22 protein-coding genes are annotated in these 22049 nt (G+C 66.8%); 13 read left to right on the forward strand and 9 right to left on the reverse strand.

The genetic code is table 11. The features are described 5' to 3' along the window. Positions 1–7: 7 nt before the first annotated feature. Positions 8–247 (reverse strand): hypothetical protein, encoded by a 240-nt coding sequence (locus AC3FOF_RS31080; RefSeq protein WP_488728776.1) that lies wholly within the window; start codon positions 245–247, stop codon positions 8–10. Positions 248–426: 179 nt separating this feature from the next. Here AC3FOF_RS31080 and AC3FOF_RS31085 point away from each other — a divergent pair, with 179 nt between their 5' ends. Next, the gene (locus tag AC3FOF_RS31085; RefSeq protein WP_276268899.1) at positions 427–1365 is read left to right on the forward strand and encodes a LysR family transcriptional regulator; all 939 of its coding nucleotides are present in this window, start codon (positions 427–429) and stop codon (positions 1363–1365) included. Between the two features lie 45 nt (positions 1366–1410). Here AC3FOF_RS31085 and AC3FOF_RS31090 read toward each other — a convergent pair whose 3' ends face one another. Both AC3FOF_RS31090 and AC3FOF_RS31095 read right to left on the reverse strand, forming a co-directional pair. After that, a complete protein-coding gene (locus AC3FOF_RS31090; protein ID WP_017227373.1) occupies positions 1411–2712 on the reverse strand; it encodes a sulfatase family protein in 1302 nt (433 codons plus the stop codon). Next, complete coding sequence (locus tag AC3FOF_RS31095; RefSeq protein WP_276268900.1) at positions 2709–3686, reverse strand: Bug family tripartite tricarboxylate transporter substrate binding protein; 978 nt, start codon at positions 3684–3686, stop codon at positions 2709–2711. Before AC3FOF_RS31095 ends, AC3FOF_RS31090 begins: the two co-directional genes overlap by 4 nt. 625 nt (positions 3687–4311) lie before the next feature. Here AC3FOF_RS31095 and AC3FOF_RS31100 point away from each other — a divergent pair. Then, entirely contained in the window at positions 4312–6750 is a 2439-nt protein-coding gene (locus AC3FOF_RS31100; protein ID WP_488728777.1) for a sensor domain-containing protein, read from the forward strand. Between the two features lie 141 nt (positions 6751–6891). Here the strand turns inward: AC3FOF_RS31100 and AC3FOF_RS31105 are convergent, their stop codons facing one another. After that, positions 6892–7227, reverse strand: coding sequence for a hypothetical protein (locus tag AC3FOF_RS31105; RefSeq protein WP_276268902.1), 336 nt, complete (start codon positions 7225–7227; stop codon positions 6892–6894). A 337-nt stretch (positions 7228–7564) separates the two neighbouring features. Here AC3FOF_RS31105 and AC3FOF_RS31110 point away from each other — a divergent pair, with 337 nt between their 5' ends. The 7 genes from AC3FOF_RS31110 (at position 7565) to AC3FOF_RS31140 (ending at position 13334) form a co-directional block, all read left to right on the forward strand. Beyond that, positions 7565–7777, forward strand: a complete 213-nt coding sequence (locus AC3FOF_RS31110) for a hypothetical protein (protein ID WP_276268903.1) — start codon at positions 7565–7567, stop codon at positions 7775–7777. Between the two features lie 463 nt (positions 7778–8240). Continuing rightward, complete coding sequence (gene yfiR / locus AC3FOF_RS31115; protein ID WP_488728778.1) at positions 8241–8774, forward strand: regulatory sequestration protein YfiR; 534 nt, start codon at positions 8241–8243, stop codon at positions 8772–8774. Then, on the forward strand, positions 8771–10030 hold the full coding sequence (gene dgcN / locus AC3FOF_RS31120) for a diguanylate cyclase DgcN/YfiN (protein WP_488728779.1): 1260 nt from the start codon (positions 8771–8773) through the stop codon (positions 10028–10030). Before yfiR ends, dgcN begins: the two co-directional genes overlap by 4 nt. A gap of 9 nt (positions 10031–10039) precedes the next feature. Continuing rightward, positions 10040–10549: an outer membrane lipoprotein YfiB gene (yfiB, locus tag AC3FOF_RS31125; protein WP_488728780.1), complete on the forward strand. Its 510-nt coding sequence runs from the start codon at positions 10040–10042 to the stop codon at positions 10547–10549. Positions 10550–10703: 154 nt separating this feature from the next. Continuing rightward, positions 10704–11321, forward strand: coding sequence for a MarR family winged helix-turn-helix transcriptional regulator (locus tag AC3FOF_RS31130; RefSeq protein ID WP_488728781.1), 618 nt, complete (start codon positions 10704–10706; stop codon positions 11319–11321). 181 nt (positions 11322–11502) lie between these two features. Further along, positions 11503–12927: an MFS transporter gene (locus AC3FOF_RS31135; protein ID WP_276269085.1), complete on the forward strand. Its 1425-nt coding sequence runs from the start codon at positions 11503–11505 to the stop codon at positions 12925–12927. A gap of 65 nt (positions 12928–12992) precedes the next feature. After that, the gene (locus AC3FOF_RS31140; protein ID WP_017230832.1) at positions 12993–13334 is read left to right on the forward strand and encodes a zinc ribbon domain-containing protein YjdM; all 342 of its coding nucleotides are present in this window, start codon (positions 12993–12995) and stop codon (positions 13332–13334) included. Positions 13335–13370: 36 nt separating this feature from the next. Here AC3FOF_RS31140 and tam read toward each other — a convergent pair whose 3' ends face one another. Next, positions 13371–14141 (reverse strand): trans-aconitate 2-methyltransferase, encoded by a 771-nt coding sequence (gene tam / locus AC3FOF_RS31145; RefSeq protein ID WP_488728782.1) that lies wholly within the window; start codon positions 14139–14141, stop codon positions 13371–13373. A 136-nt stretch (positions 14142–14277) separates the two neighbouring features. On the opposite strand from tam, the gene AC3FOF_RS31150 reads away from it, so the two are divergent. The 4 genes from AC3FOF_RS31150 to AC3FOF_RS31165 all read left to right on the forward strand — a co-directional run bounded on the left by AC3FOF_RS31150 (position 14278) and on the right by AC3FOF_RS31165 (position 19119). Further along, the gene (locus tag AC3FOF_RS31150; protein ID WP_488728783.1) at positions 14278–15210 is read left to right on the forward strand and encodes a LysR family transcriptional regulator; all 933 of its coding nucleotides are present in this window, start codon (positions 14278–14280) and stop codon (positions 15208–15210) included. 175 nt (positions 15211–15385) lie between these two features. Continuing rightward, positions 15386–17071, forward strand: a complete 1686-nt coding sequence (locus AC3FOF_RS31155) for a methyl-accepting chemotaxis protein (protein ID WP_017228351.1) — start codon at positions 15386–15388, stop codon at positions 17069–17071. Positions 17072–17443: 372 nt separating this feature from the next. Then, a complete protein-coding gene (locus tag AC3FOF_RS31160; protein WP_488728784.1) occupies positions 17444–18232 on the forward strand; it encodes an EAL domain-containing protein in 789 nt (262 codons plus the stop codon). 17 nt (positions 18233–18249) lie between these two features. Continuing rightward, positions 18250–19119 (forward strand): EAL domain-containing protein, encoded by an 870-nt coding sequence (locus tag AC3FOF_RS31165; protein ID WP_017228352.1) that lies wholly within the window; start codon positions 18250–18252, stop codon positions 19117–19119. On the opposite strand, the gene AC3FOF_RS31170 is transcribed toward AC3FOF_RS31165, so the two are convergent. From AC3FOF_RS31170 to AC3FOF_RS31185, 4 genes are all read right to left on the reverse strand, one after another. After that, positions 19013–20248: an AAA family ATPase gene (locus AC3FOF_RS31170; protein WP_488728785.1), complete on the reverse strand. Its 1236-nt coding sequence runs from the start codon at positions 20246–20248 to the stop codon at positions 19013–19015. The genes AC3FOF_RS31165 and AC3FOF_RS31170 overlap by 107 nt on opposite strands. A gap of 122 nt (positions 20249–20370) precedes the next feature. Next, complete coding sequence (locus AC3FOF_RS31175) at positions 20371–21144, reverse strand: RNA ligase family protein (protein ID WP_488728786.1); 774 nt, start codon at positions 21142–21144, stop codon at positions 20371–20373. A gap of 273 nt (positions 21145–21417) precedes the next feature. Further along, positions 21418–21597: a hypothetical protein gene (locus tag AC3FOF_RS31180; protein WP_017228355.1), complete on the reverse strand. Its 180-nt coding sequence runs from the start codon at positions 21595–21597 to the stop codon at positions 21418–21420. A gap of 56 nt (positions 21598–21653) precedes the next feature. Beyond that, positions 21654–21977: a zinc ribbon domain-containing protein gene (locus tag AC3FOF_RS31185; RefSeq protein WP_017228356.1), complete on the reverse strand. Its 324-nt coding sequence runs from the start codon at positions 21975–21977 to the stop codon at positions 21654–21656. Positions 21978–22049 lie beyond the last annotated feature (72 nt).

The raw sequence follows: 22049 nt of genomic DNA on the forward strand, positions 1-22049 counted from the left end.
GCCTCGATCAAGCGGCGAGCGGTTCGGAATCCCGCCGGATATCCGGGATCCCCGGCCCGGGCTCCGGAGTCGGCGCGGACGACAGCAGCATGCGCGTATCGGGGTGGGAAGGCGCCGCAAAGATCGCCTCGCGAGCGGCCTGCTCCACGATGCCGCCGCGATACATCACCGCGACGCGATCCGCCAGAGTTCTTCCGGCTTGCCAAACCGGCCCCGTCTCGTCATGCAGCGCCGGCTGAGCGCGCAAAGCTCAAGCGTACCGATTTCACATGCGCGTTCATGGATTCGCCTCTGGCCAGGTGTAGCTGGATCGAAGAAATGCAGGGTTGTTCGAATCCTAGGCCCTCTCTGACTTTGCGAAAAGCATAGAATTCAGATACATGGTTTGCCTAAAAGGCAAACCGCACCCATCCAGCCGGAGAGTTCGTGTCGCAGTCCCATCGTTTGCAGAGCACCGCCCTGCGCTACTTCCTGGAGGTCGTCCGTTGCGGATCGATCAGCGAGGCGGCATTGCGCCTGAACGTCGCGGGTTCCGCCGTGAGCCGGCAGATTGCCGGCCTGGAGGAGGCCCTGGACGTGGTCTTGTTCGAGCGCCGGCCGCGGGGGATGATCCTCAGCGCGGCGGGCGAACTGCTCGCGGCGCATGCGCGCAAATCCAGTTTCGAGGCAGAGCGGGTCGTGGCCGACGTGCTGGCGCTGCAAGGCCTCGGCACGGGCCACGTGCGCATCGCCTGTTCGGAAGGCTTCGCCATCCAGTTCCTGCCGAGCGTCATCGATGCGTTCCGCGGCCAGTATCGCGGCATACGCTTTCACCTGACGGTAGATGCGCCAGCCGAAGTCACCCGCCGCGTGCGTCAGGGGGAATGCGATATCGGCGTGGTGTTCAACTACAGCCGGGTCGGCCAGAAAGACGTGATGGTGGAACATCGCCAGCCCGCGCCCGGCCTTGCCATCATGCGCGCCGGCCATCCCCTGGCGAAATCCAGGCAGGTCACCCTGTCACAACTGCAGGGCTACCCGATGGCCCTGCCGGATGCGGATACCACCGTGCGCCAGGTGTTCGACATTGCCTGCATACGCCAGCGTGTCACGATCGACCCGGTATTCACCAGCAACTACGTCGAGGCCTTGCTGAACTTCGCGCGGCTGAGCGATGCCATCACGCTGGCGAGCGAGGTCTCGGTTCGCCTGCTGCTGGAAGAACGCGGCTTGTGCGCGATTCCCATCCGGGACCGCGCGATGAGCGAGCGCAGCATCGAGGTCCAGACCTTGCAGGGAAGGACGCACGCGGAAGTGGTGCGCGTTTTCCGGGACTTCCTGATTTCACGGCTATCGGCCGCCCATGGGCCCGGGCCCAGGCGCTAGCGGTCCGCCGCCCTGAGCCGGGAAGTGCGCCCGGCCGGCGCATCCTCAGCGCTGCGGCATGTCCGCCGCCGAATACCCCAGGCTGACCGTAGCATCCTCCGGAATCGGCGGCATGCCCGCGTTCCAGGCCAGCCAGGCCTCGCGCATCGCCGCCAGCCGCTCGGGCTGGCGCTGCGCCTGGCTGGATCTCTCGCGCTCGTCCCGGCTCAGGTCGAACAGGTATTCATGCCCGTCGACCTGGAGATACTTCCAGTCCCCGTCACGCAGCGCGCGCTGGTCGCGATGGTTCATGCGCCAGTACAGCGGACGCGGGAAGCCATGTCCGGCATCGCGCAGCAGTGGCATCAGCGACACCCCGTCCAGCGGGAAGGCCGGGTCGGCCCGTACGCCGGCGGCGTCCAGCAAGGTGGCCGACCAGTCCATCGTCATGCAGTGCTGCGCGCTGGTGCCGCCGGGCGCGATCACGGCGGGCCAGTGGGCGATCCACGGCACGCGGATGCCGCCTTCGGTCAGGTCCATCTTGCCGCCGACCAGCGGCCAGTTGTCCGAGAAGCGTTCGCCGCCGTTGTCGCTGGTGAAGACGATCAGCGTATTGTCGAGCTGCCCGAGCCGGCGCAGCGCGTCTACCAGCCAGCCGATGCCCTCGTCCATGTGGCCGATCATGCGGCGGTAGGTGTGGATGTTGCCGCCGTCCAGGTGAAACAGGTTGTCCCGGACCTGCGGCGCAAGGGCGGCGTCATCGCGCGTCTCCCAGGGCCAGTGCGGCGCGGTGTAGTGCAGGCTCAGGAAGAAGGGAGCGCCTTCGCCGCTCATGCGCGTCACAAAGTCGACCGCGCGGCGGGATAGCAGATCGGTGAGATAGCCTGCCTCCCGGTGCTCGGCATCGTTATGCCACAGGTCGTGCCGCCCGCTGGAGTCGCAGTGGGTGAAGTAATCGACGCCGCCGGCCATGGGCCCGAAGAACGCCTGGTAGCCGGAGAGCAGCGGCCCGAAGGCCGGCGCAAACCCCAGATGCCACTTGCCGATCAGGGCAGTACGATAGCCATCCGCCTGCAGCAGCGAAGGCAAGGTGGGATGCGACGGCGGCAGCCCGAGCGCGCTGCTGCCACGGCTCTTGCTATTGATCGGTTCCTCGGCCGCGCCGCGCAAGCGGTACTGGTAACGCGCCGTCATCAGCGCAAAGCGCGTGGGCGAGCATACCGGCGAGTTGGCGTAGCCCTGCGTCAGCTTCAGGCCGTTGGCGGCCAGGCCGTCGAGCACCGGCGAGACCGGCTCGCGGCCACCGTAGCAGCCCAGGTCCGCATAACCGAGATCGTCGGCGACGATATAGATCAGGTTGGGTTTCATTCGACTTTCATGCCCGTGGCAAGAATGAGTTGGCGATAGTACTCGGATAGCTCCGACAGGCGCCGCGCGGCATCGGCGCCGGTGATGCCCTCCGGCTGCAGGTCCAGGGCCTGCATGCGCGCCTGCACGTCCGGCCGGGCCAGGGCGCCGGCGAGAGCGCGCTCGAGCATGCGCAGTACCGGTTCGGGCGTGGCGGCCGGCACCATCGCCACATACAGTACCTCATGCTTCAGGTCCTTGAACCCAAGCTCGGCCACCGTGGCCACGCCCGGCGCGAGCGGGGAGCGCTTCCGGCTGGTCACCGCCAGCGCCGTCACCTTGCCGGCCTTGACGAAGGGCAGCATGGCCGGCGTGGCCAGCATGCCGCCATCCACCTCGCCCGCCACTACCGCCGTCGCCGCCGGCGTGCTGCCCTTGTAGGGCACCTGGTTAAGCTTGACGCCGGTGGCGCGCAGGACCGCTTCGATGGCCAGGTGGCCGGGGCTGCCGCTGCCCCCCGAGCTGAAATTCAGTGGCTTCGCCCTGCCCTGCGCCAGCAGGTCCTGCAGGGTGCGGATGCCTGTGGAGGGATGCACGCCGACCAGCAAACCCGAGCTCGCCAGGATCATCAGCGGCTTCAGCTCGCCCGGGCGGAACGGCATCGATGCATAGAGATGCGGGTTGACGGTAAAGGTGGTGTCGATGCCGAACAGCACCGTGTAGCCGTCGCCCGGGCTCTTGGCCACGGCGCCGGCGCCCAGGTTGCCGCCGGCGCCCGGCTTGTTCTCGACCACGAAGGCCTGCTTGAACTCGCCCTGCAGCACCTCGGCCACCGAGCGGGCCAGCAGATCGGACGGGCCGCCTGGTGGGAAGCTGTTGACGAAGCGTACCGGCTTGACGGGATAGCGCTCCTGGGCGTGCGCCGCGAGCGCCGGCGCGCACAGCATGCATGCGAGGGTCAAGGCCCGCAACGGGGCGCGAAGGCTTGGGATCATGGCATTGTCTCCGTCTCATTTTTATACGGGCGGCGGTGGCCGCACGGCGCACCTTGCCGTCAGGCGCCTGCGCGCCAGCGCGCCAAAGAGCCGGACCACTGTAAGTCCCGTATCATCGATTGTTCTAATCAATCATCCCCGCTTCTGTGGATAGCCAGCAACAAGGGGCAACTGATCCCGCAGCACGAACCGGGAAGGGCGTCGCCACGGCCAGTCCCGCATTGGCAGGTCGCGAAGCGTAGATACATTCTTTTTCACTTCGCTTTGGCGCTCCTCTATAAAATCGCGCACTCGCCGGCACGGCACCAGGAAGCCCATCGCGGCGCCATCACCATCGGCCTGGGCCTCGCTCGAAGCCGGCGTTCGCTCGCCAGCCGGAATGGCGCATCAACGCGGCAAGGATCGCGTGCGCGGCCGACGGCATGCGTCACAGGCCGTCCCGGTCGTGCCGCCTGGCAGCGTTGCCGCAAAGACCGCCTTGATACAAGGGCACGGCAGGACGGTCGGATGTCATCGCCAAGTACGCGGCTTGCGTTAACAGGCTATTTTGACGTGCCGGAGATTGCCGGGCGGACGCAGCATTCGATGCGCCATGCCCCAAACCAGCACCGGTCCAAGGAGAGAGTTGAATCACGCCATGATGTATTCAGGCGATGAAGAGGCGCTACCTCCTGCGCGCGATTTGAATCCGAACGCCAGCCAGCCCCCAATGCCAAAAAAAGTGCGCGATATGCAACGCAAAGAACAACGCGCGATACCATCGCTGGCGTCTCCGCTCGGCGGATCGGATGTATCGACGGACCTGCAACCTGCGCCACCATTGGAGCGCGAGCCTGGCTTGCTCGCCATGTGCATGGACAAGACCGACAATCCGGTCATGATCGTCGACGGGCTTGGTGCAATACGCCAGATCAATGCCAGCTTCACGCATGCATTTGGCTATGCGCCAGCGGAAGCAATGGGCCGCCTCCCGCGGGAACTCCTGCGCCCGGTCAATACGCCCACGGAGACCATCGACTCGATGCTCGCCCAGCTCAAGACCGGACGCACGCTGCAGCACGAAGCGCTGATTCCGGATAAGCAAGGGCGTCCCCGATGGTATTCCTGTGTCACGACACCGGTGCTGGCCGCGGATGAGCGGCTGGAAAATGCCCTTTGCGTCCTGACCGAAATCACCGATACCAAGGTACGCGAAACGATCCAGAACCGGGCGCTGGAAGCCATGGTGCGTGACGTTCCGACCGCGGAGATCCTGACCCGGATGTGCCGGCAAATCGAACGCATGGTGCCCGGCGTGATCGTCTCGGTCCTGCGGCTGGAGCAAGGCAGGCTGCATCCGGTGGCCGCCCCCAGCCTGCCGGAGGCATTCTCGCAGGCGATCGACGGCCTGCGGATCGGCCCGCAGGTCGGCGCTTGCGGTGCGGCGGCATTTCTTGGCGAAGCGGTTCTGGTCCGCGACATTGCAAGCGACCCAAGGGCAGCGCCCTTCCGGGAACTGCTTGCGCCGCTGGGCCTCGTCGCTTGCTGGTCCAGCCCGATCCGGACGAACGATGGCCGCGTGCTGGGCACCTTCGCCATTTATTACCGCCATCAGCGCGGGCCGGACGGCTTCCAGGAGTCGATGGTGGCGATTGCCACGCATCTTTGCGTCCTGGCCTTCGAACGCGACCGCTCCCGGGAACGCATCCGCGAACTGGCGTTCTCCGACTCACTGACCGGGCTGCCCAACCGTCAATCCCTGTTGATGCGCGCGGATGAGGCGCTCCTGGCGGCAACCGCTTCCGGCTCACCGCTATCGGTCCTCGTGATCGAGATCGACAAGGTCAAGCATATCAATGACTTCCTGGGACAGGCGGTCGGAGACCACCTGCTGTGCGAAGTCGCGACGCGGGTCCAGACTGAAATCGGCGGGAAGGGAGAGGTTGGACGGCTCGGCAGCCACGAATTCGGGGTCATCCTCCCGCAACTTGCACAGGCCAACGCACTTGGCGCGGCGCAAGCCCTGGTGCATGCGCTCGCCCAGCCACTGACGATTGCGCGTCTCGACGGCGTGCGGCTTTCGGTGAGCATCGGCGTGAGCGTGCTGTCGGACAGCAATCGTGATCGCGAAACGCTGTTCAGGCAGGCCGAGCTGGCCATGTATCAGGCCAGGAAAGCCGGACGCAATATGGCGTGCCTGTACGATGCGGCCATCGCGAGGCGGCTGGAAGACCGGCAGACACTGGAAAAAGCGCTCCGCATCGCTGTTTCTTCCCGGCAGTTGACCCTGCACTATCAACCGCAGATCGACCTTGCCAGCGGCCGCTTGTGGGGACTTGAAGCGCTGGCTCGCTGGCAGCATCCGCAGCGCGGCGAGATCTCGGCGCACCAGTTTATCCCGCTGGCCGAAGAGTCCGGCCTCATCACGGAGATTGGCAACTGGGCCATTCAAGAGGGTTGCCGGCAGTTGAGCGCCTGGCGAGCCCAGGGCCTGGCCGTTCCAACGGTATCGGTCAATCTTTCCCCGATCAGTTTCCGTGACCCGGACCTGATCGCGACGGTGGCCCGGTCCCTGCGCGCGCACGGGCTGTCCGGCGGCGACTTGACCGTCGAGATCACCGAGGGCGTCCTGCTGGATTACACGACGGAGGCCGAAGCAGCCCTCACCGCCCTCCACGAACTCGGCGTCCGCCTGTCGATCGATGACTTCGGCACCGGATTCTCCAGCCTCAGCAGATTGATCCACCTGCCCGTCAATGAGATCAAGCTTGACAGGAGCTTCCTGGCAGACCTGCACGAGAGCAAGGCAGCCCAGGTTCTGGTCGACGCGGTCATCCGGATCGGCCGCAACCTTGATCTAAGCGTCGTCGCCGAGGGCGTAACCACCGATGTCCAGCGGCAATTCCTGGCGGAACACGGTTGCCACATCGGGCAAGGCTTTCTCTTTTCCCACCCGCTGGAGGCGTCCGCTGCCGGCGAATGGCTGGCGTCGAATGCGGCAGCAATCCGGTCGATGCGCCCCCAGGGGCTGGCATCGAATCGTCGCTGTGGGCGCAAGCGCGCCAAGCCGCTGGCCGAGGACTGACCCGGGCGCCCCGGGGCAGCTGCATTGCCCTCAAGGCAAGCACGCGCATACTGCGACTGTGCCCGTGGCTGGCGGCCAGCGAGCCGATTCAAGTACTGGGTACCTTCAGCTAACTCAGCTAACTCAGCTAGCTCAGCCAACTCAGGTAAGGCTGTCGCAAAGCTTGAGCCCGCGCGACAGCAAATCGGCTGCCTGTTCCGGAGGCAAGGCATGGGTTGCCCTGATCCAGTGATGCGAGCGCGCACGCAGGCGGGCGTAGCCATTCAGCGCATACGTCTTTCCATCGGGTGACGTGTAGGTAATCACCTTCTCCGTCAAACCGTGCCTGTGGACCTTTTCACATCGCAGGCCGCTCTCGGCCCGCGCATGTGCGGCGCTGCCGGCAAGAACCAGCAGTGAGCCGATCGCAATCTGCTTTCGCAACGCGGCGGCGGCGCTGCGTGCATTCCCCTGATGGTGATGTCCCATGGCTTTCATAAAAAAATGAGCGCGACAATACGTCGCCGGGGAAGATACTAGGCAGCTTGCGCAACGTCTGCAAACAATAGTGTCGATGTCGCAAGTTGAAAATACCCGGCGGCCCACATCCATCACAATCCCAGGACGCTCTCTCTTGGCGCCGGCTGGCGCAATCAGAGTGGCGGCGGACCGACTTCGGCCCCCGTTGCTCGCGCGAGGTGCGGTATCGCCATCATCTTTCCCGCAAGCGGAAAAATGACGGCGGCGACTACGCCACAATCCCGGCGCCAACGCGACATGGCGCTGACATTTGTGAGAGCATGTGTTTCCACGTTCAACCTGGATGGAGATGGCAATGGGAATTCTGGATGAGGTAGGCAAGATCGCAGGTGCGGTGGTGGCCGTAGAGGCAGCGGAAAAACTCGACCCGGACGCTTCGCTGCTGACGAAGGGCATTGCAGCCGTGGCCGGCTTCAAAGGCGCCGCTGCACTGGAGGCCGCTGTCGAGAAAAAAGAGGATGAGCAAGCCAACACGGATTCGACGGACGGTACCCAGTCGCAAGCCTGATTTGCCGCTGCGCCCGGCATGACGGAAACCCCGCCCTGGCTGCGGGGTTTTTCTTTTCCTGAAAAGTCATGCTGCAGGTTTTCCTGGCCATGCGACTAGCGGACAGACGCGGGCCGCGCGCTCCGCGCATGACCGTTTCCACTCTCACCCGCGATACCCCGGCCTCGCATGAGCTGCCCCCCAAGGGATCCGGGGCGTATGCGGCGGCGAAGCGCGAATGCAAACAAATGTGGCCGCCGCCTCCTGGCTTTGCCCGCACGGCTACACTGCATTCAACCGCCTGCAGGTTTTCCATGAAACACTTGGTCGTCGCCATTGAGGCCGATCCACGCGGGCGACACCCGATCAGCGCATGTCCCCGGTCTATGCTCCCTGCAACGCCAAACAACCTGGCCGCTCGCCCCTTCTGATCCGTCCCCCGATGGCAACCACCCCAGGCGGATCATGCAGCAAACGCAGGCCGTTGCGCTTCCCTCGTATTCTCCCGGCACTGTGTGCGGCAGCGCTGTCGGCTTCGATGCCGGCGGCCACGGCGGACGCTGCCCGGCCGCGCCTGGAGACCGTGGCCCAGGTGGTGCTCAACCTGCTCAGCTATGCTCGCTGGCCCGCCGAGCGCGACGTGCTGCGCCTTTGCGTGGACGGTTCCGCGCTCTACACCGGCAAGCTATTGGAAGGGGCAAGCCTGCCTACCGGACGCCCGGTGCAGGCCAGGCGCGTCGACGTGGTGAACGATGGACTGGCGAGCGACTGCGACTCGCTCTATCTGGGCGCCATGACGGAGGCCCGGCGCAAGAAGATGTCAGCCGAACTGAGCGGCAAGCCGGTTCTCGTCATCGCCGAACACGACGACGAGTGCGAGGTGGTCAGCATGTTCTGCCTCGACATCCGCGATAACGACGTTTCGTTCCGCGTCAACCTGGATTCGGTTGCCCGCAGCGGGATCCACATCCATCCCGGCGTACTGCAGCTTGGCCGCCGCCGCGAGCCGCCGTCATGAAAAGGCAGTCCCGCCCCGGCGCAACCGCATCGCGTCCGACGCTGTACCACTCCCTGCGCCGCATCCACTTCAGCGTGGCGCTGATCGCCGTATGCACGGTCGGCATTTCGCTGACCACGATCGGCCTGGCAGCGCTGCGCGTCTATGCCGACCACAACCTGCACCTGGTGGCCCGCTCCATCGCCTACACGCTGGAAGCACCGGTGGTGTTCCGCGACCGGGCGGCCGCGGGCGAGATGCTGGCGATCATCGCCGCCGCGGAAGACGTAGCCCAGGCACGCGTCTACGACCGGGAGAACCGGCTGCTGGCCGCATGGCAGCGCCCCGCCACCGGAAAATTCTCCGGTCCGAGGCGAGCCATGAGTGACCTGATGCTGTCCGGCCCGGTGGAGCAGCCCATCCTCCATGAGACGCAAAAGGTGGGCAGCGTTCGCCTGACCGGCGACCCCATCAATCTGTTGCGCTTCGTGCTGAGCGGCCTGCTGGGCTTGCTGGCTTGCCTGCTGCTCACCGCGATCAGCGCGCACTACATATCGCGCCGCATGCTGGTCCACATTATCGAGCCCGTGCGCAACCTGATGCGCGTAGCCCACGCGGTACGCTCGGAACGCGCCTTCGAGCAACGCACGCCGCCGGCCCGCATCGCCGAGCTCAATGCACTCGGCGAGGACTTCAACGGCCTGCTGGACGAACTCGAGACCTGGCAGAGCCAGCTCCAGCACGAAAACCGGTCGCTGGCACACCGCGCCAGCCACGATGGCTTGACCGGACTGCTGAACCGCGGGGCGTTCGAGGATGCGCTGCAGCGGGCGGTTCGCGATGCGCAAGCGCAGCAGAAGCAGATCGCTGTGCTGTATCTGGACAGCGATGGTTTCAAGGACATCAATGACCGCTTTGGCCACGCAACGGGGGATGAGATACTGGTCAGCATCGCGCGGCGCATCCGCATGTGCCTGCGCGAGGAGGACGCCGTTGCCCGCTTGGGCGGAGATGAGTTCGCGGTCCTGCTCGCTCCCTTGCGCAAGGACGCCGATGCGAAGCAGATCGCCGAGCAGATTCTGCTGCGCATGAAGGACCCCATCCCCTTGCCGGACGGCTTTGACATTGTCGCCTCGCTTAGCATCGGTGTTGCCGTGTTTCCGCTCCACGCGTGGACCGCCAAGGCACTGCTGCAGGCCGCGGACGGGGCCATGTACGACGCCAAGCGTCATTCGGGCGGCACCTGGCGGAGTGCCGGCCCGGGTGCGCAGGGATAGGAGAAACCGATGCGGCCATTTGATTTGCCACGACGCACCCGTGCCAGCGCGGCGATCGCCGCGCTGGCACTCGCCCTGGCCCTGGCAGGCTGCCAGACCGCGCCCGCCGGGAGCCCCACCGCCGCGCAGGTCGAGGTATTGAAGCAGCAGGGTTTCGAACTGACGGCGAACGGCTGGGAGTTGGGTCTCTCCGAGAGAGTCCTGTTCAATCACGACGAGGATGTCGTCAGCAGCGAACGGATGCAGGCCGTGCAGCGGCTCGGGCATGCCCTGGTCGCGGCAGGCATTGGCCGGCTCCGGCTGGACGGTCATACCGACAACGCCGGCGCGGCCGAGCACAACCAGCAGTTGTCCCTGCGCCGTGCGCAGGCCGTGGCGAAGGTGCTGGAATCAGCGGGCTTCCCGCGTCTCGACATGCAGGTGCGGGGACTGGGCGACAGCAGGCCCGTGGCCGACAATCGCAGCCCAGAGGGCCGTGCGCAGAACCGGCGGGTATCCATTATCGTCACGGTGGAGTAGTCCACCGCCGGGTGATCGTACGGCAAAGCCTGCACCGCCAGGCACGGCGCCGCAGATCTGAACTGGCATCGCAGCCGCGCTATCGCCGGGGCACCTGTACCGCGCGCCCGGAACGCCCTGCGTTTCGCTCGCGCCCGCAAGATGCAGGTGCAAAATGCAGACGTTAACCGAGAACCCGACAGCAACCATGCCGCCCACCAATCGCCTGAACCAGCCGCAATGCATCGAAGACCTCCTGCTCTACCGTCTGGGGTGCGTGCTAGCGGATGCCGGTGGCATCGTGATCCGTTATTGCGAAGGCCAGTTTGGCATCACCCGCCGCGAATGGCGCTTGCTGGCCCTGCTGGGCGCGCACGGCGCGCAGGCATCGATCGGTTCTTCGGCACTTGCGCGGCTGGCCCATCTCGACCGGCCCCGCGCCTCGCGTGCGATCACGTCGCTGGTAGGCAAGAAGCTGGTCAGCCGGGTGGCGCGCGCCGGCGACGCGCGCCAGGTCACGCTGGCCCTCACCGCCGCGGGCGAGGCGCTGTACGCGGAAGTCTTCCCGCTGACCGCACGCGTCAACCTTGATTTGCTGGATACGCTGGACGAGGCGGAAGCCGCGCAGCTCGACGGCATGCTGGCGCGCTTGCAGCAACGCGCCCAGCAGATGGCGGCACGCGGCGGCCTGCCACGGGCGGACCGGTGGCGTGGCGGCAGACGAAGCCCGCCATTGCCGGAAGGCGGAGAAACGCTGGCTGGCAAGCCCACCGAAGCGGCATCGCGCACCTGACAGCCGCGGCTCCCCGGATCGGGCACATCGCCCGCGCTGCCGTCCGCAGCGCTCGCACGCACGGATCGAAAGACCATATTTCCAAAGCATTATCTTGCCTAATCCCTCGCGTCACCTTAATATCCAAGTCATTACTTGCATATTAAGGTGACAACGATGACAGATCTTGCGAGACACCCCGATGCCCCGTGAACCCTCATTCACCGCGAGCTGGGGCGATCTGCTGCGCGGCAGGAACGGCCTGCTGGCCCTGGCCCTGACGGGCGGCGTGGCGCTGCACGCGATCAACGTGCACATCGTCACCACCGTGTTGCCGTCGGTGGTGCGGGACATTGGCGGGCTGGACTGGTACGCCTGGAACACCACGCTCTTTGTCGTGGCCTCCATCGTCGGCGCGGCAGTGTCCGTACGGCTGCTGGCTTTGCTGGGGCCGCGCGGCGCCTGCATGGCGGCGCTCGCCGTGTTCGCGCTGGGTTCGGCCGGCTGCGCCCTGGCGATGTCCATGCCCTGGATGCTGGCCAGCCGGAGCGTGCAGGGCCTGGGCGGCGGCACGCTGGCGGCGCTGAGCTATGCGCTGATCCGGGTCGTGTTCGCCCCGCCGCTGTGGCCGCGCGCCGTGGCGCTGGTATCGGGCATGTGGGGCGTGGCCACGCTCTGCGGGCCGGCCGTGGGTGGCCTCTTCGCGCAGGCCGGGCATTGGCGCTGGGCCTTCTGGACCCTGCTGCCCATTGCTCTTCTGCAGGGTTTGCTGGTGGCGGCGCAACTGCGGCCCGCCTCGGCATCCGCATCACCTGCCGGCGCCGCGCCGCGCACGCCAGTCCCGCAGATTGCGCTGCTGGCGGCTTCCGTCCTGGCCGTTGCGGCAGGCAGCCTGTCGGCGGCGCTGGCCTGGCAGGGTGCCGGCGTGGCTGCCGGGATCGCCCTGGGCGCGGCAGCCATTGCCTACGACCGGCGTGCTTCGCTGCGCTTGCTGCCTGCCGGCGCAACCGCCCCGGGCACGCCGCTTGGCGCCGCTTATGCGAGCGTGGCCTTGCTCCTGGTCGGCACCACCACGGAGATCTTCGTCCCCTACTTCCTCCAGACGCTGCATGGCCATACCCCCCTGGCCGCAGGCTACCTCACGGCCGCGATGGCGGGTGGCTGGAGCCTGGGTTCTCTGCTGTCGTCCGGGCACGGCGGCGCCGGGGCGGCACGCCTGCTGCGCGCAGGTCCGATGCTCTGCGCCGCCAGCCTGCTCGTGCTGGCGGTACTGATGCCCGCTGGCGCCGGCCTGGCGCCGGACACGCGCACGCTGCTCTGCGGCCTGGCGCTGGCGGGCGCGGGGGCGGGCGTGGGCATCGGCTGGCCGCACCTGCTGACGCAGGTGCTGACGCTGGCGCCATCGGGCGAGGGCGGGACGGCTTCGGCTGCGATCACGACGGTTCAGCTCTACGGTATGGCGATCGGCGCGGCGGTGGCGGGACTGGTGGCGAACGCGGCGGGGATTACCAGCCCGGGCGGTACGGCGGGCGCGCAATCGGCCGCGGCCTGGCTGTTCGCCAGCTTTGCCATGGCCCCGGCGCTGGCGGCGGTAGTTGCGCGCAGGATCACCGGCGGAGCGCACTGACCCGCTGCCTGTGCGCAGGCCGTTATACTCTAGCCCCCTCAAGCCTCATTCACCTGGAAACCGCCATGTCCACCGTCCCAGCCTGCCCCCAATGCGCCATGGAGAACACCTACCCCGATGGCGACAACTTCGTCTGCGCCGACTGCGGCCACGAATGGGCGATGGCGGCCGCCGCGCCGGCGGACGACAATGCGGACGCGGTCGTGAAGGATGCCAACGGCAATGTGCTGAACGATGGCGACGCCGTGGTGCTGGTCAAGGACCTGAAGGTCAAGGGCTCGTCCATCACCTTGAAGATGGGCACCAAGGTCAAGAGCATCCGCCTGGTGGGCGGCGACCATGAGGTCGATTGCAAGATGGACGCCGGCAGCTTCATGCTCAAGGCCTGCTACCTGCGCAAGGCCTGACCGGCCGCGCGTGCCCGGCCCCGCCGCCATGCGACCTCAGCGTGTGGCCACGATGAAAAACCGCGGGAACGGCAGCAACACCGTTCCGTCCGCCATCGGCGGATAGGCGCGCGCCACAGCCGCCGTATAGCGCTCCAGGTAGGCCACCCGCCCGGCCTCGTCCAGCGGATCCAGGAAGGGCCGCAGGCCGGTGCCCTTGAACCACTCCACGATCGCTGCAGGACCGCCGGCCAGCGCGTGGTGGTAGGTGGTGTGCCACACGTCGACCGTGGCGCAGTGGGCGCGCAGCAGCTCGTAATACCAGGCCGCGCCGGGCAGCGCGGTACGCGCCTGCGCGGCGTCGGCCAGCTTGCCGGCCCACGGCCCGTCGGCGGCGACTTCGCGCATCAGGCGATGGGCGGGCGTGTCGAGCGTGTCCGGCACCTGGATGGCAAGGCTGCCGCCCGGAGCCAGCTTGGCGGCCAGCGCGGGCAGCAGGCGGCCATGGTCCGGCAGCCATTGCAGCACGGCATTGGCCAGGATCAGATCGTATGGGCCCGGCTCGTACCAGCTTTCAATGCCGGTGACTTCGAACTTCAAACCCGGCAGCCGCTTGCGCGCGGCCTCGATCATGTCGGGCGAGCTGTCCAGGCCGCTCACGCTGGCGCCGGGAAAGGTCTGCGCCAGCACCTCGGTCGAATTGCCCGGACCGCAGCCGATGTCCACCGCGATACGCGGCTCGCGCCCCGGCACGGCGGCAAGCAGGTCACGCACCGGCCTGGTACGTTCGTTCTCGAATTTCACGTATTGCCTGGCTGACCAAGTCATTGCTGCTCCTTTGCGGGTTCGGTTCTGGTGCCGGGGCCGTTCGCGCTGCCGTCCCCGGAGATTCACGCCGTCAGGATAGGCCCGGGCTGCTATGATTTCCAATGCATATTTGGAACGATTTCAATACCCAGAGAGTATGGCAATGATCGAGCTACGCCGGTTGCGCGCGTTCGTCGCGCTGGCCGAGGAAGGCCACGTCACCCGTGCCGCCGAACGGCTCGGCATGCAGCAGCCGCCGCTCACGCGCCTGTTGCGCGGCCTGGAGGCCGAGCTGGGGGTATTGCTGATGCGGCGCCTGCCGCGCGGCGTGCGGCCCACCGAAGCCGGCCTGGCCTTGCTGGAAGAGGCGCGCGCGGTACTGGCGCGCGCCGATGGCGTGGCCGAGGTGGTGCGCCGCGCCGCGGCCGGGGAGCAAGGGCGGCTGATGGTCGGATTCACCAGATCCGCCGCCCTGCATCCCTTCGTCCCCGCGGTGCTGCGCAGGTTTCGCGAAAGCGTGCCGGGCGTTGCCGTGACCCTGGAGGAAGCCGGCACCAGCGAACTGGTGGATGCGATCCTGCATGAGCGGCTCGACGCGGCCTTCGTGCGCTCGCCGGTCGGCAGCACCGCCGGCCTGCTGCTCGATGCCGTGCTGGAGGAACCGATGCTGGCCGCGCTGCCGGCCGGCCATGCGCTGGCGGCCGATGCCGACGCCCCATTGCCGCTGTCCGCACTGGCGCGCGAACCGTTCATCCTGTACCGCCGTCCGGCGAGCCCGGGGCTGTATGACGCCATCCTGACCGCCTGCCGCGCAGCGGGATTCAGTCCGCTGGTGGCGCAGGAAGCGCCACGCCTGCCCGCCACGCTCAGCCTGGTGGCGGCCGGACTCGGCGTCTCCGTGGTGCCTGCGTCCATGCGCCGGCTGGGTGGCGACGACATCGCCTATCGCGCGCTGGCGGACACCCCATCCCTGACCGCGCCCCTGCACCTGGCGATGCGCCAGGCGCACCTGCCAGCGGCCGTCGTGCGCTTGCGCACGCTGGTACGCGAGATGGTGCCAGCGAAGACCATGGCAAGCGTAAAGCCATGATCTCGGCATGATCGTCTGGGGGGGGCAGGCTCAAGCGCGCGCGGGGCGCATGCCGGCCTCTATCGCCCTATCGTTGCGCAACGCGGCGATTGCCTCGAATTCATACTCCCGCTTCATCTTCATGCCATTTTGCCGTAAACGGGTATTGAGATTCCCCTCAATTTATGGATCGAAGATGCTTTCCAACCTGACCATCAAGACACGGCTCGCCATCGCCATGTGCGTGCTCTCCGTCCTGCTGCTTGTCGTAGGAATACTGGGCCTGCTCGGCATGACCCGCAGCAATGCAGCAAACCAGGCCACATACGCCAACCAGCTGCCAAGCGCCATCGCCATCGCCGAGGCCGATATCTGGCTAGGGCGCGTCAGAACGTCCCTGTTCAGCGCAGGCCTGGATCCGCAGTCCCCCCACGCGGCGGAGTTGCTGACGCGGATCGAAAAATTCATGGCCCAGTCCGACTCGGCATGGCAGCGCTACCTGTCGCTGCCGCGCGATGCCGAGGAAGAGCGGCTGGCCCAGGATGTCAGCGCCAAGCGCAAGGCGCTGTACGACGCACTCAATGCCTTTGCCGCGGCGGTCAGGTCGGGAGATCACCAGAAAATCATCGAGGCGGGCGTCGGGCAAACCCCGTTCTACGCTGCCTTGCAGGCCAGTGGCGAAACCCTGAGCAAATTCCAGACGTCGCTTGCCAAGGCCAATTACGAGTCGGCCCTATCGTCCTTTGAAAGCTTCAGGCTGATCACCATCGGCGCGCTGCTTGCCGGGCTCGCGCTCGCCCTGTACAGCTGGATCGCACTGCGCCGCGCCATCGCGCGCCCGCTCGACGCGGCCCTGCAGCACTTCGACCACATCACCGCGGGCGACCTGAGCCGGCCCGTTGAAATCCATTCGCGCGACGAGATGGGGCAACTGCTGTCGGGCATCGCGAAGATGCAGGACGGCCTGGCGCAAACCGTCCTGGCGGTTCGCACGGGCAGCGATACCATCGCGGCAGCAACCAAGCAGATTGCCGCGGGCAACGTCGATCTCTCCTCGCGCACCGAGGAGCAGGCCGCCTCGCTGGAACAGACCGCAGCCAGCATGGAAGAACTCACCGGCACGGTGAAACAGAACGCCGAGAACGCGCGCCAGGCAGCAGCACTGTCGGCGACCGCATCGAACACCGCCAACCAGGGCGGCGAGGTGATCCGCAATGTCGTGGCGACCATGAGCGAGATCAATGAAAGCTCGACGCGGATCTCCGACATCATCAGCCTCATCGAGGGCATTGCCTTCCAGACCAATATCCTGGCATTGAATGCCGCCGTCGAGGCCGCACGCGCCGGTGAACAGGGGCGCGGCTTTGCCGTCGTCGCCGGCGAAGTGCGGTCGCTGGCCCAGCGCTCTTCCAGCGCCGCCAAGGAGATCAAGGATCTGATCGACAAATCGTCGGCACGCGTGACCACCGGCACCGCGCTGGTCGGCAAGGCGGGGTCCACCATGGACGAAATCATCCGGGACATCCAGCGGGTATCCGACATCATGGGCGAAATCTCCGCCGCCTCGGTCGAACAAACCAGCGGCATCGAGCAGGTCGCGCTGGCGGTGAGCCAGATGGATGAAGTGACGCAACAGAACGCCTCGCTGGTGGAGGAAGCGGCAGCGGCAGCGCAGTCGCTGGAGGAACAGGCCGCCAGGCTGAAGGATACGGTGGCCGTCTTCAGGCTGGGCCATCAAGGCACCGCCAGCGCGCCTGCGCCCCGCCCTGCCCCGTCCGTGCGCAAGACTGCCGCAGCCTCGTCACGGCCGGTCACGCCATCTGCCAGGGCCATCGCGACGACCGCTGCCGTGCCGGCGACGGCCGAGTGGTCGAGCTTCTGAACCGCACCGCAAGGACGCCATGTTCCGCGCGTAACGGCAACCATCCCGGCGTAACGTTACGTGGCGTCATGGCCTGGCTGCTTCGGCACCTGCGCGCGGCGCCGGAGCCGCGCCCGGGGGGACCGCTGGCCTGCCACCGCAACCCCTTGATCTACCGGATGATTTCCCCCTCCCCCTGGGAAGACCTGAAGCGCTCTCCCGATCCGCGAATCCCCCCACGTGTCCCTCACGAGCCGCTGGCATGACACTTGCGGTGACTGCCCGCGGCCGGCATTGCACGCACACGCGTAGCGCCGGCCGACGAGCGCGCGGATACCTCGCCCTGCCCTGCGGGGTCGAGTCCTTCCCGCATAGGCCGATGGGAGACAGCAGTTGCGAAGCCATGCAGAACCGGGCTGCAGAAACGACAAGGGGCGGCACGGCAGAGAAGCGCGCCGCCGACAACCTGGCGTGCATTTCACGCCCACGTTCACCGCCAACGGATGCCGCCTCACCGGGGCTCAGGCCCTGCTGGGCTGTCGGCGTCCGATATCTGGCTTGCCGCTGCCGAATGCGCCCGGGCGCCCGGCCGAGCGCAACGGCGCCGTGGACGCGACTGCGCACCGGCTGCTCGATGAGGTCTGCTGGCAAGTCAGCCAATGGGACAGCGCCGGCCTGCGTCCGCCGCGGATCGCCATCGGAGTCGCGCCCGGCGTGCTGCGGGGGAACGCGCTGCTGGTCCGCCTCGGCGATAGCCAGCGCCGCTACGGGCTCGGCGCCGGCCGGCTGATGCTCGAATGCACCGAAGCCGCGGCGATGCGCGACCCGGCGCAGACCGGACCCATGCTTGAACAGCTCCGGGCCATGGGCATCGCGGTTGCGCTGGACGACTTCGGCTCGGGTTGCTCCAGCCTGGCCCATCTGCGCAACCTGGCCATCGACCAGATCAAGATAGACCGCCAGCTGGTACAGGGACTGGACAAGCCGGAGTCCAGGGCGCGCGCCATCGTCGCCGCCATCATCGAGATCGGGCGCACGCTCGACATGGAGGTGGTCGCCAAAGGCGTGGAGACACGGGAGCAACTGGATGCGCTGTGCGCCCTGGGGTGCGCCCAGGTGCAGGGCACCCTGTTGTCGCTACCGCTGTCCGGGCCCGAATTTGCCCAACGCTGGCTGGCGTAGTGCTGGCGCCTGGCGTTTTGGACAAAGGCGATCCCCGCCGGCCCGCCACCGGCAACCCCGCCGGATCCGGTGCCATGCCGCGCGACGATGCCGCCAGCCAGTTGACCGATCGACAGCGCCAGCTCCGGCAGGATCTGCCGCACGCGGGGCTGCGCGGCGAACTCTGGCTGGCCTACCAGCCGAAGTTCACCGCACGGGGCAACCGGCTCGCCGGCGCGGAAGCGCTGTTGCGATGGCGGCACGGCACGCTCGGCGCGATCCCGCCTGACGAATTCATTCCGCTCGCCGAAGAGAGCGGCGCGATCATGCGGCTCAGCGAATGGGCGATCGGCGCAGCCAGCCGGCAGATCCATGCGTGGCGACGCCAGGGCCTGGGAGCGCCTCGCATCGCGGTCAATATCTCACTGCGGGATCTGCGCGAGGCCGACCTCGTCGCCTGCCTCCATGACAATCTCTCCCGCTACGGCATCGCGCCAGACCGGCTGATCTTCGAGTTCACGGAATCCTCGGCGATCGGCGCATCCCCGCATTTGACAGGGATGCTCGCCCATCTGCACGCCATTGGACTCGGCGTTGCCATCGATGATTTCGGTACGCGGCATTCGAACCTGTCGCACCTGCTCGAACTCAAGGTGAGCCAACTGAAGATCGACCGCAGCTTTGTCTCGCCCCTGGACGGGGAAGACACCCGCGCGCATCGGATCGTCGCCGTCATCATCAGGCTGGCGCATTCGCTCGGCATCGAGGTCGTGGCCGAAGGCGTGGAAACGGCCCGCCAACTCAGGATACTGAGCGTGCTCGATTGCGATCAGGTTCAGGGCTACTTCCTCGGCCACCCGCTGGAGGCCCGGCTGTTCGCGGAACTTCTGGCGAAGCACGCGTCGTAGGGCCGCTGCCTCCCGCCGAGGCGGTGGGGTCAGCCGTCGTTCGGAACACATCCCCATCGACATGGTAAGTCACCGAATGCGCCTCCGCCGGCGACACCACTTCCCAGCGATGGAGCATTCTCTCGAGCGCGGCGTTCGTCAGCGAGGTATCCCGCTTGCGATTGCGCGCCATGATGGCAGGTTCCGCCGCCTCAAGATACACAACGTTGACTTCGGCGCCATAGGCGAACAGGAGGTCGAGCGTCTTCGCCCGCATCTGCCGGCTCAGGTGCGTGGCATTCCAGACAAAGGCGCGGCCATCGCGCAGCAGCGCCTTGGCCTGATCGACGGCGAAGTGCATTACCGCGCCTTCGTTCTTCCCGTGCTTGAGACCCAGGGCCTCGCGCGCATCGTCGAAGCCCACCACCGGCAGCCCCCGGCAGTGCTGTCCGATCCAGGTACTCTTGCCCGTTGCCGGCAAGCCGCTCAAGACCGTGACGACGGAGCCGGCCTCGCGGTGGTACGCATAGTCCGGGTGAACGTCCTCCCCGCGTACGTAGCGCATGCGGGTCCAGCGATCCGCAAATTCGCGCGGCCTGTCATAGCACGCCTCCTCTCTCGCCAGTTCGCGGAAAAGCGCGATATCGACCAGCACCTCGTCGCGATCGGCGCAGATGCGCCCACGCATGTCCGCCTCGGCCAATGCCGCCAGCTCACGCAGGCTGAGCTCGAGCGACAGGCGCCGCACCACCCTCTCGGCGGATTCGCCGGACCGGCTTCCCCGGATGGCATAGAACGGCAGCTGATGCACCTGGATCAGGCGGCAGACCGCTTCGCGGATATCGAACGGTACGCCGCTGCGCCACAGCAGAATGCGCGCATCGACGGCGCCGCGAGCAGAGTGGCCGGGCTGGCCGATCGCCCCCGTTTCGCTATCGACGCGCGTGGTGGCCGGCTTTGCGATATCGTGCAACAGCGCTGCATAGAACAGGACAAAACGGCGCTCCGCACTGGCGGCCGCATAGTCTTCGAGACCTGCCAGTGAACGGACCACCATTTTCGTGTGTGTCCACACATCGCCCTCTGCGTGGTAGCGCGGGTCCTGCGGGGTACGGCGCAATGGCGCCAGGCACGGGATCGCTTCGGTCACGGCGCTCCAGTCCGGATCGGCGCCTGCGCACGGCACCAGCGCCGCCAGGCGTGCATAGGCGGGCGCGCGCAGGACCGGCGAGGCCCGCAGCGACTGCAGGTTGGCTGCGCTCAAAAGATCGGTCATCTCCATCTTGAATCTCCTTGTCGCTGGCGCATGTGGTTCTGCGCGAACGCATGGTTGTGCATCCAGTGCTCGCCCGTCTGGACGTGCCCGCTGCGCACGAACTTCGCCACGCAGCGCCTGAACTCGGCATAGGGGATCTCGCCCGCCAGCCGGACCACATAGCCCTCGGCCTGCTCGCGCTGGCTATCCCGCCAGAGCGACCGAATCGCAGCGGCGTCGAACACGCCGTCGTAAAGCAGCGGGACCGGCTCGATACCGAGCAAGGCGAACCACTCCAGGGTCTCGTCCCAGCCGAGGCAAAGGTTCTCTCCGTTCCAGATCGAAAAACCCAGGAAAAACGAAGCCAGGTCGCGGTAGGGAATCGTGTGCGTGGCGAACAGGTTCTCGCCGCACACCCGCCAGCGCTCGGGAATATCCGCCCGGATCGCGCCCCAGAAACCTTTGAGCCAGTCCCGGCTTGGGTGATGGCGGCTATCCAGGCTTCTGGCATGCATGCCGGTGCGGTAGAGCGAGCTGTTCTCTCCGTCCATCTTGGACGTGACAATCACGCGCCGTCCGTGGAATGCCTCCAGGGATTCAATCCTCCGGTCATCGTCGCCCAGTCCGGGCGACCATGGCAGGTGTGGGGTACGCGGATACTTCACGCGGCCGGAAACGGGTGCCGATACCGGTGCGGGCGCGGGTTCGCCACCCGGCCCGCGGGCGGCATCCCGGAACGTCTGGTGGGCAGGTTTATCGTCCCGAATGGCTTCGGGCATGTTCATCGTCATTTCGAACTCCAGGAAAATTTGGAGCCGACAATGGGATGGCGCGCGGCGGATTGTCAGTTGCCTCGGGGCAACTCAGGGCAACTCAGGTCTGGCATTGTGTAAAGCGCTGGTAGCAGGCACAGCAGACGATTGCGCGAACGCGCCATCGGCACTCTGCGTGTGCAGGTGTCGTCGGCATCAGGGGGCGATGGCGGACATGCAAGGCACTTTACTCTCCAGGAAAGAAGGGGTGAACAGACTTGCACAAACGTGCAGGCGACGGATATTACACAGTCAGCGCGGATGCGTAAATCGTGCGTTGCGGGTTTTCCACATTTGCGCGCGCCGTGGCGGCGCGGGCAGGGGCGTGGCCCTGACCACCGCCTGGCGAATCCGTCCTTGCCCGCCCGGCACCTCGATGTCGGGCGTGCCGAAACCGAAGTCCACACGGCCGGCCCGCAGGCCGTAGATCATCAGGGACGTGGCGGCACGATCTGAATTCCCGCATCACGGCCCCGGGACACGGGTCGCTAGTGGCTGATCATCCAGGGCCGCGTGCCGGGAAAGGACTTGGCCGCACCAGGCTGCCGGGCCGGGGCGGCCTTCCCCGCCGAGCAACCGCACCCTGGCCCGTGACGATGCCCCTGGGAGCTGGCCGGCGCATGGGCACTGCGCTCGTTGCCGGCATGCGCCGCCCGGCGGGCGTGCGGCATCAGCGCCAGCATGGTTGCCGTGACCTGCCGCCGGGCTTCCCGGCCGCAGCCCGGGCAGGATTGCGGCGCATCGCGCTCGTCGATGCGCCGCACCGCGGTAAAACTGCCGCAGTCCACGCACGCGTATTCATAAATGGGCATTCGGATCTCCGCTCGTTTGGAGGCCGCCGGCGCGTGGAAAGACAGGAACCCGCGCCGGCCGCCTTTGCTTCA

Source organism: Cupriavidus sp. 96C5-1 (genome assembly GCF_057798855.1).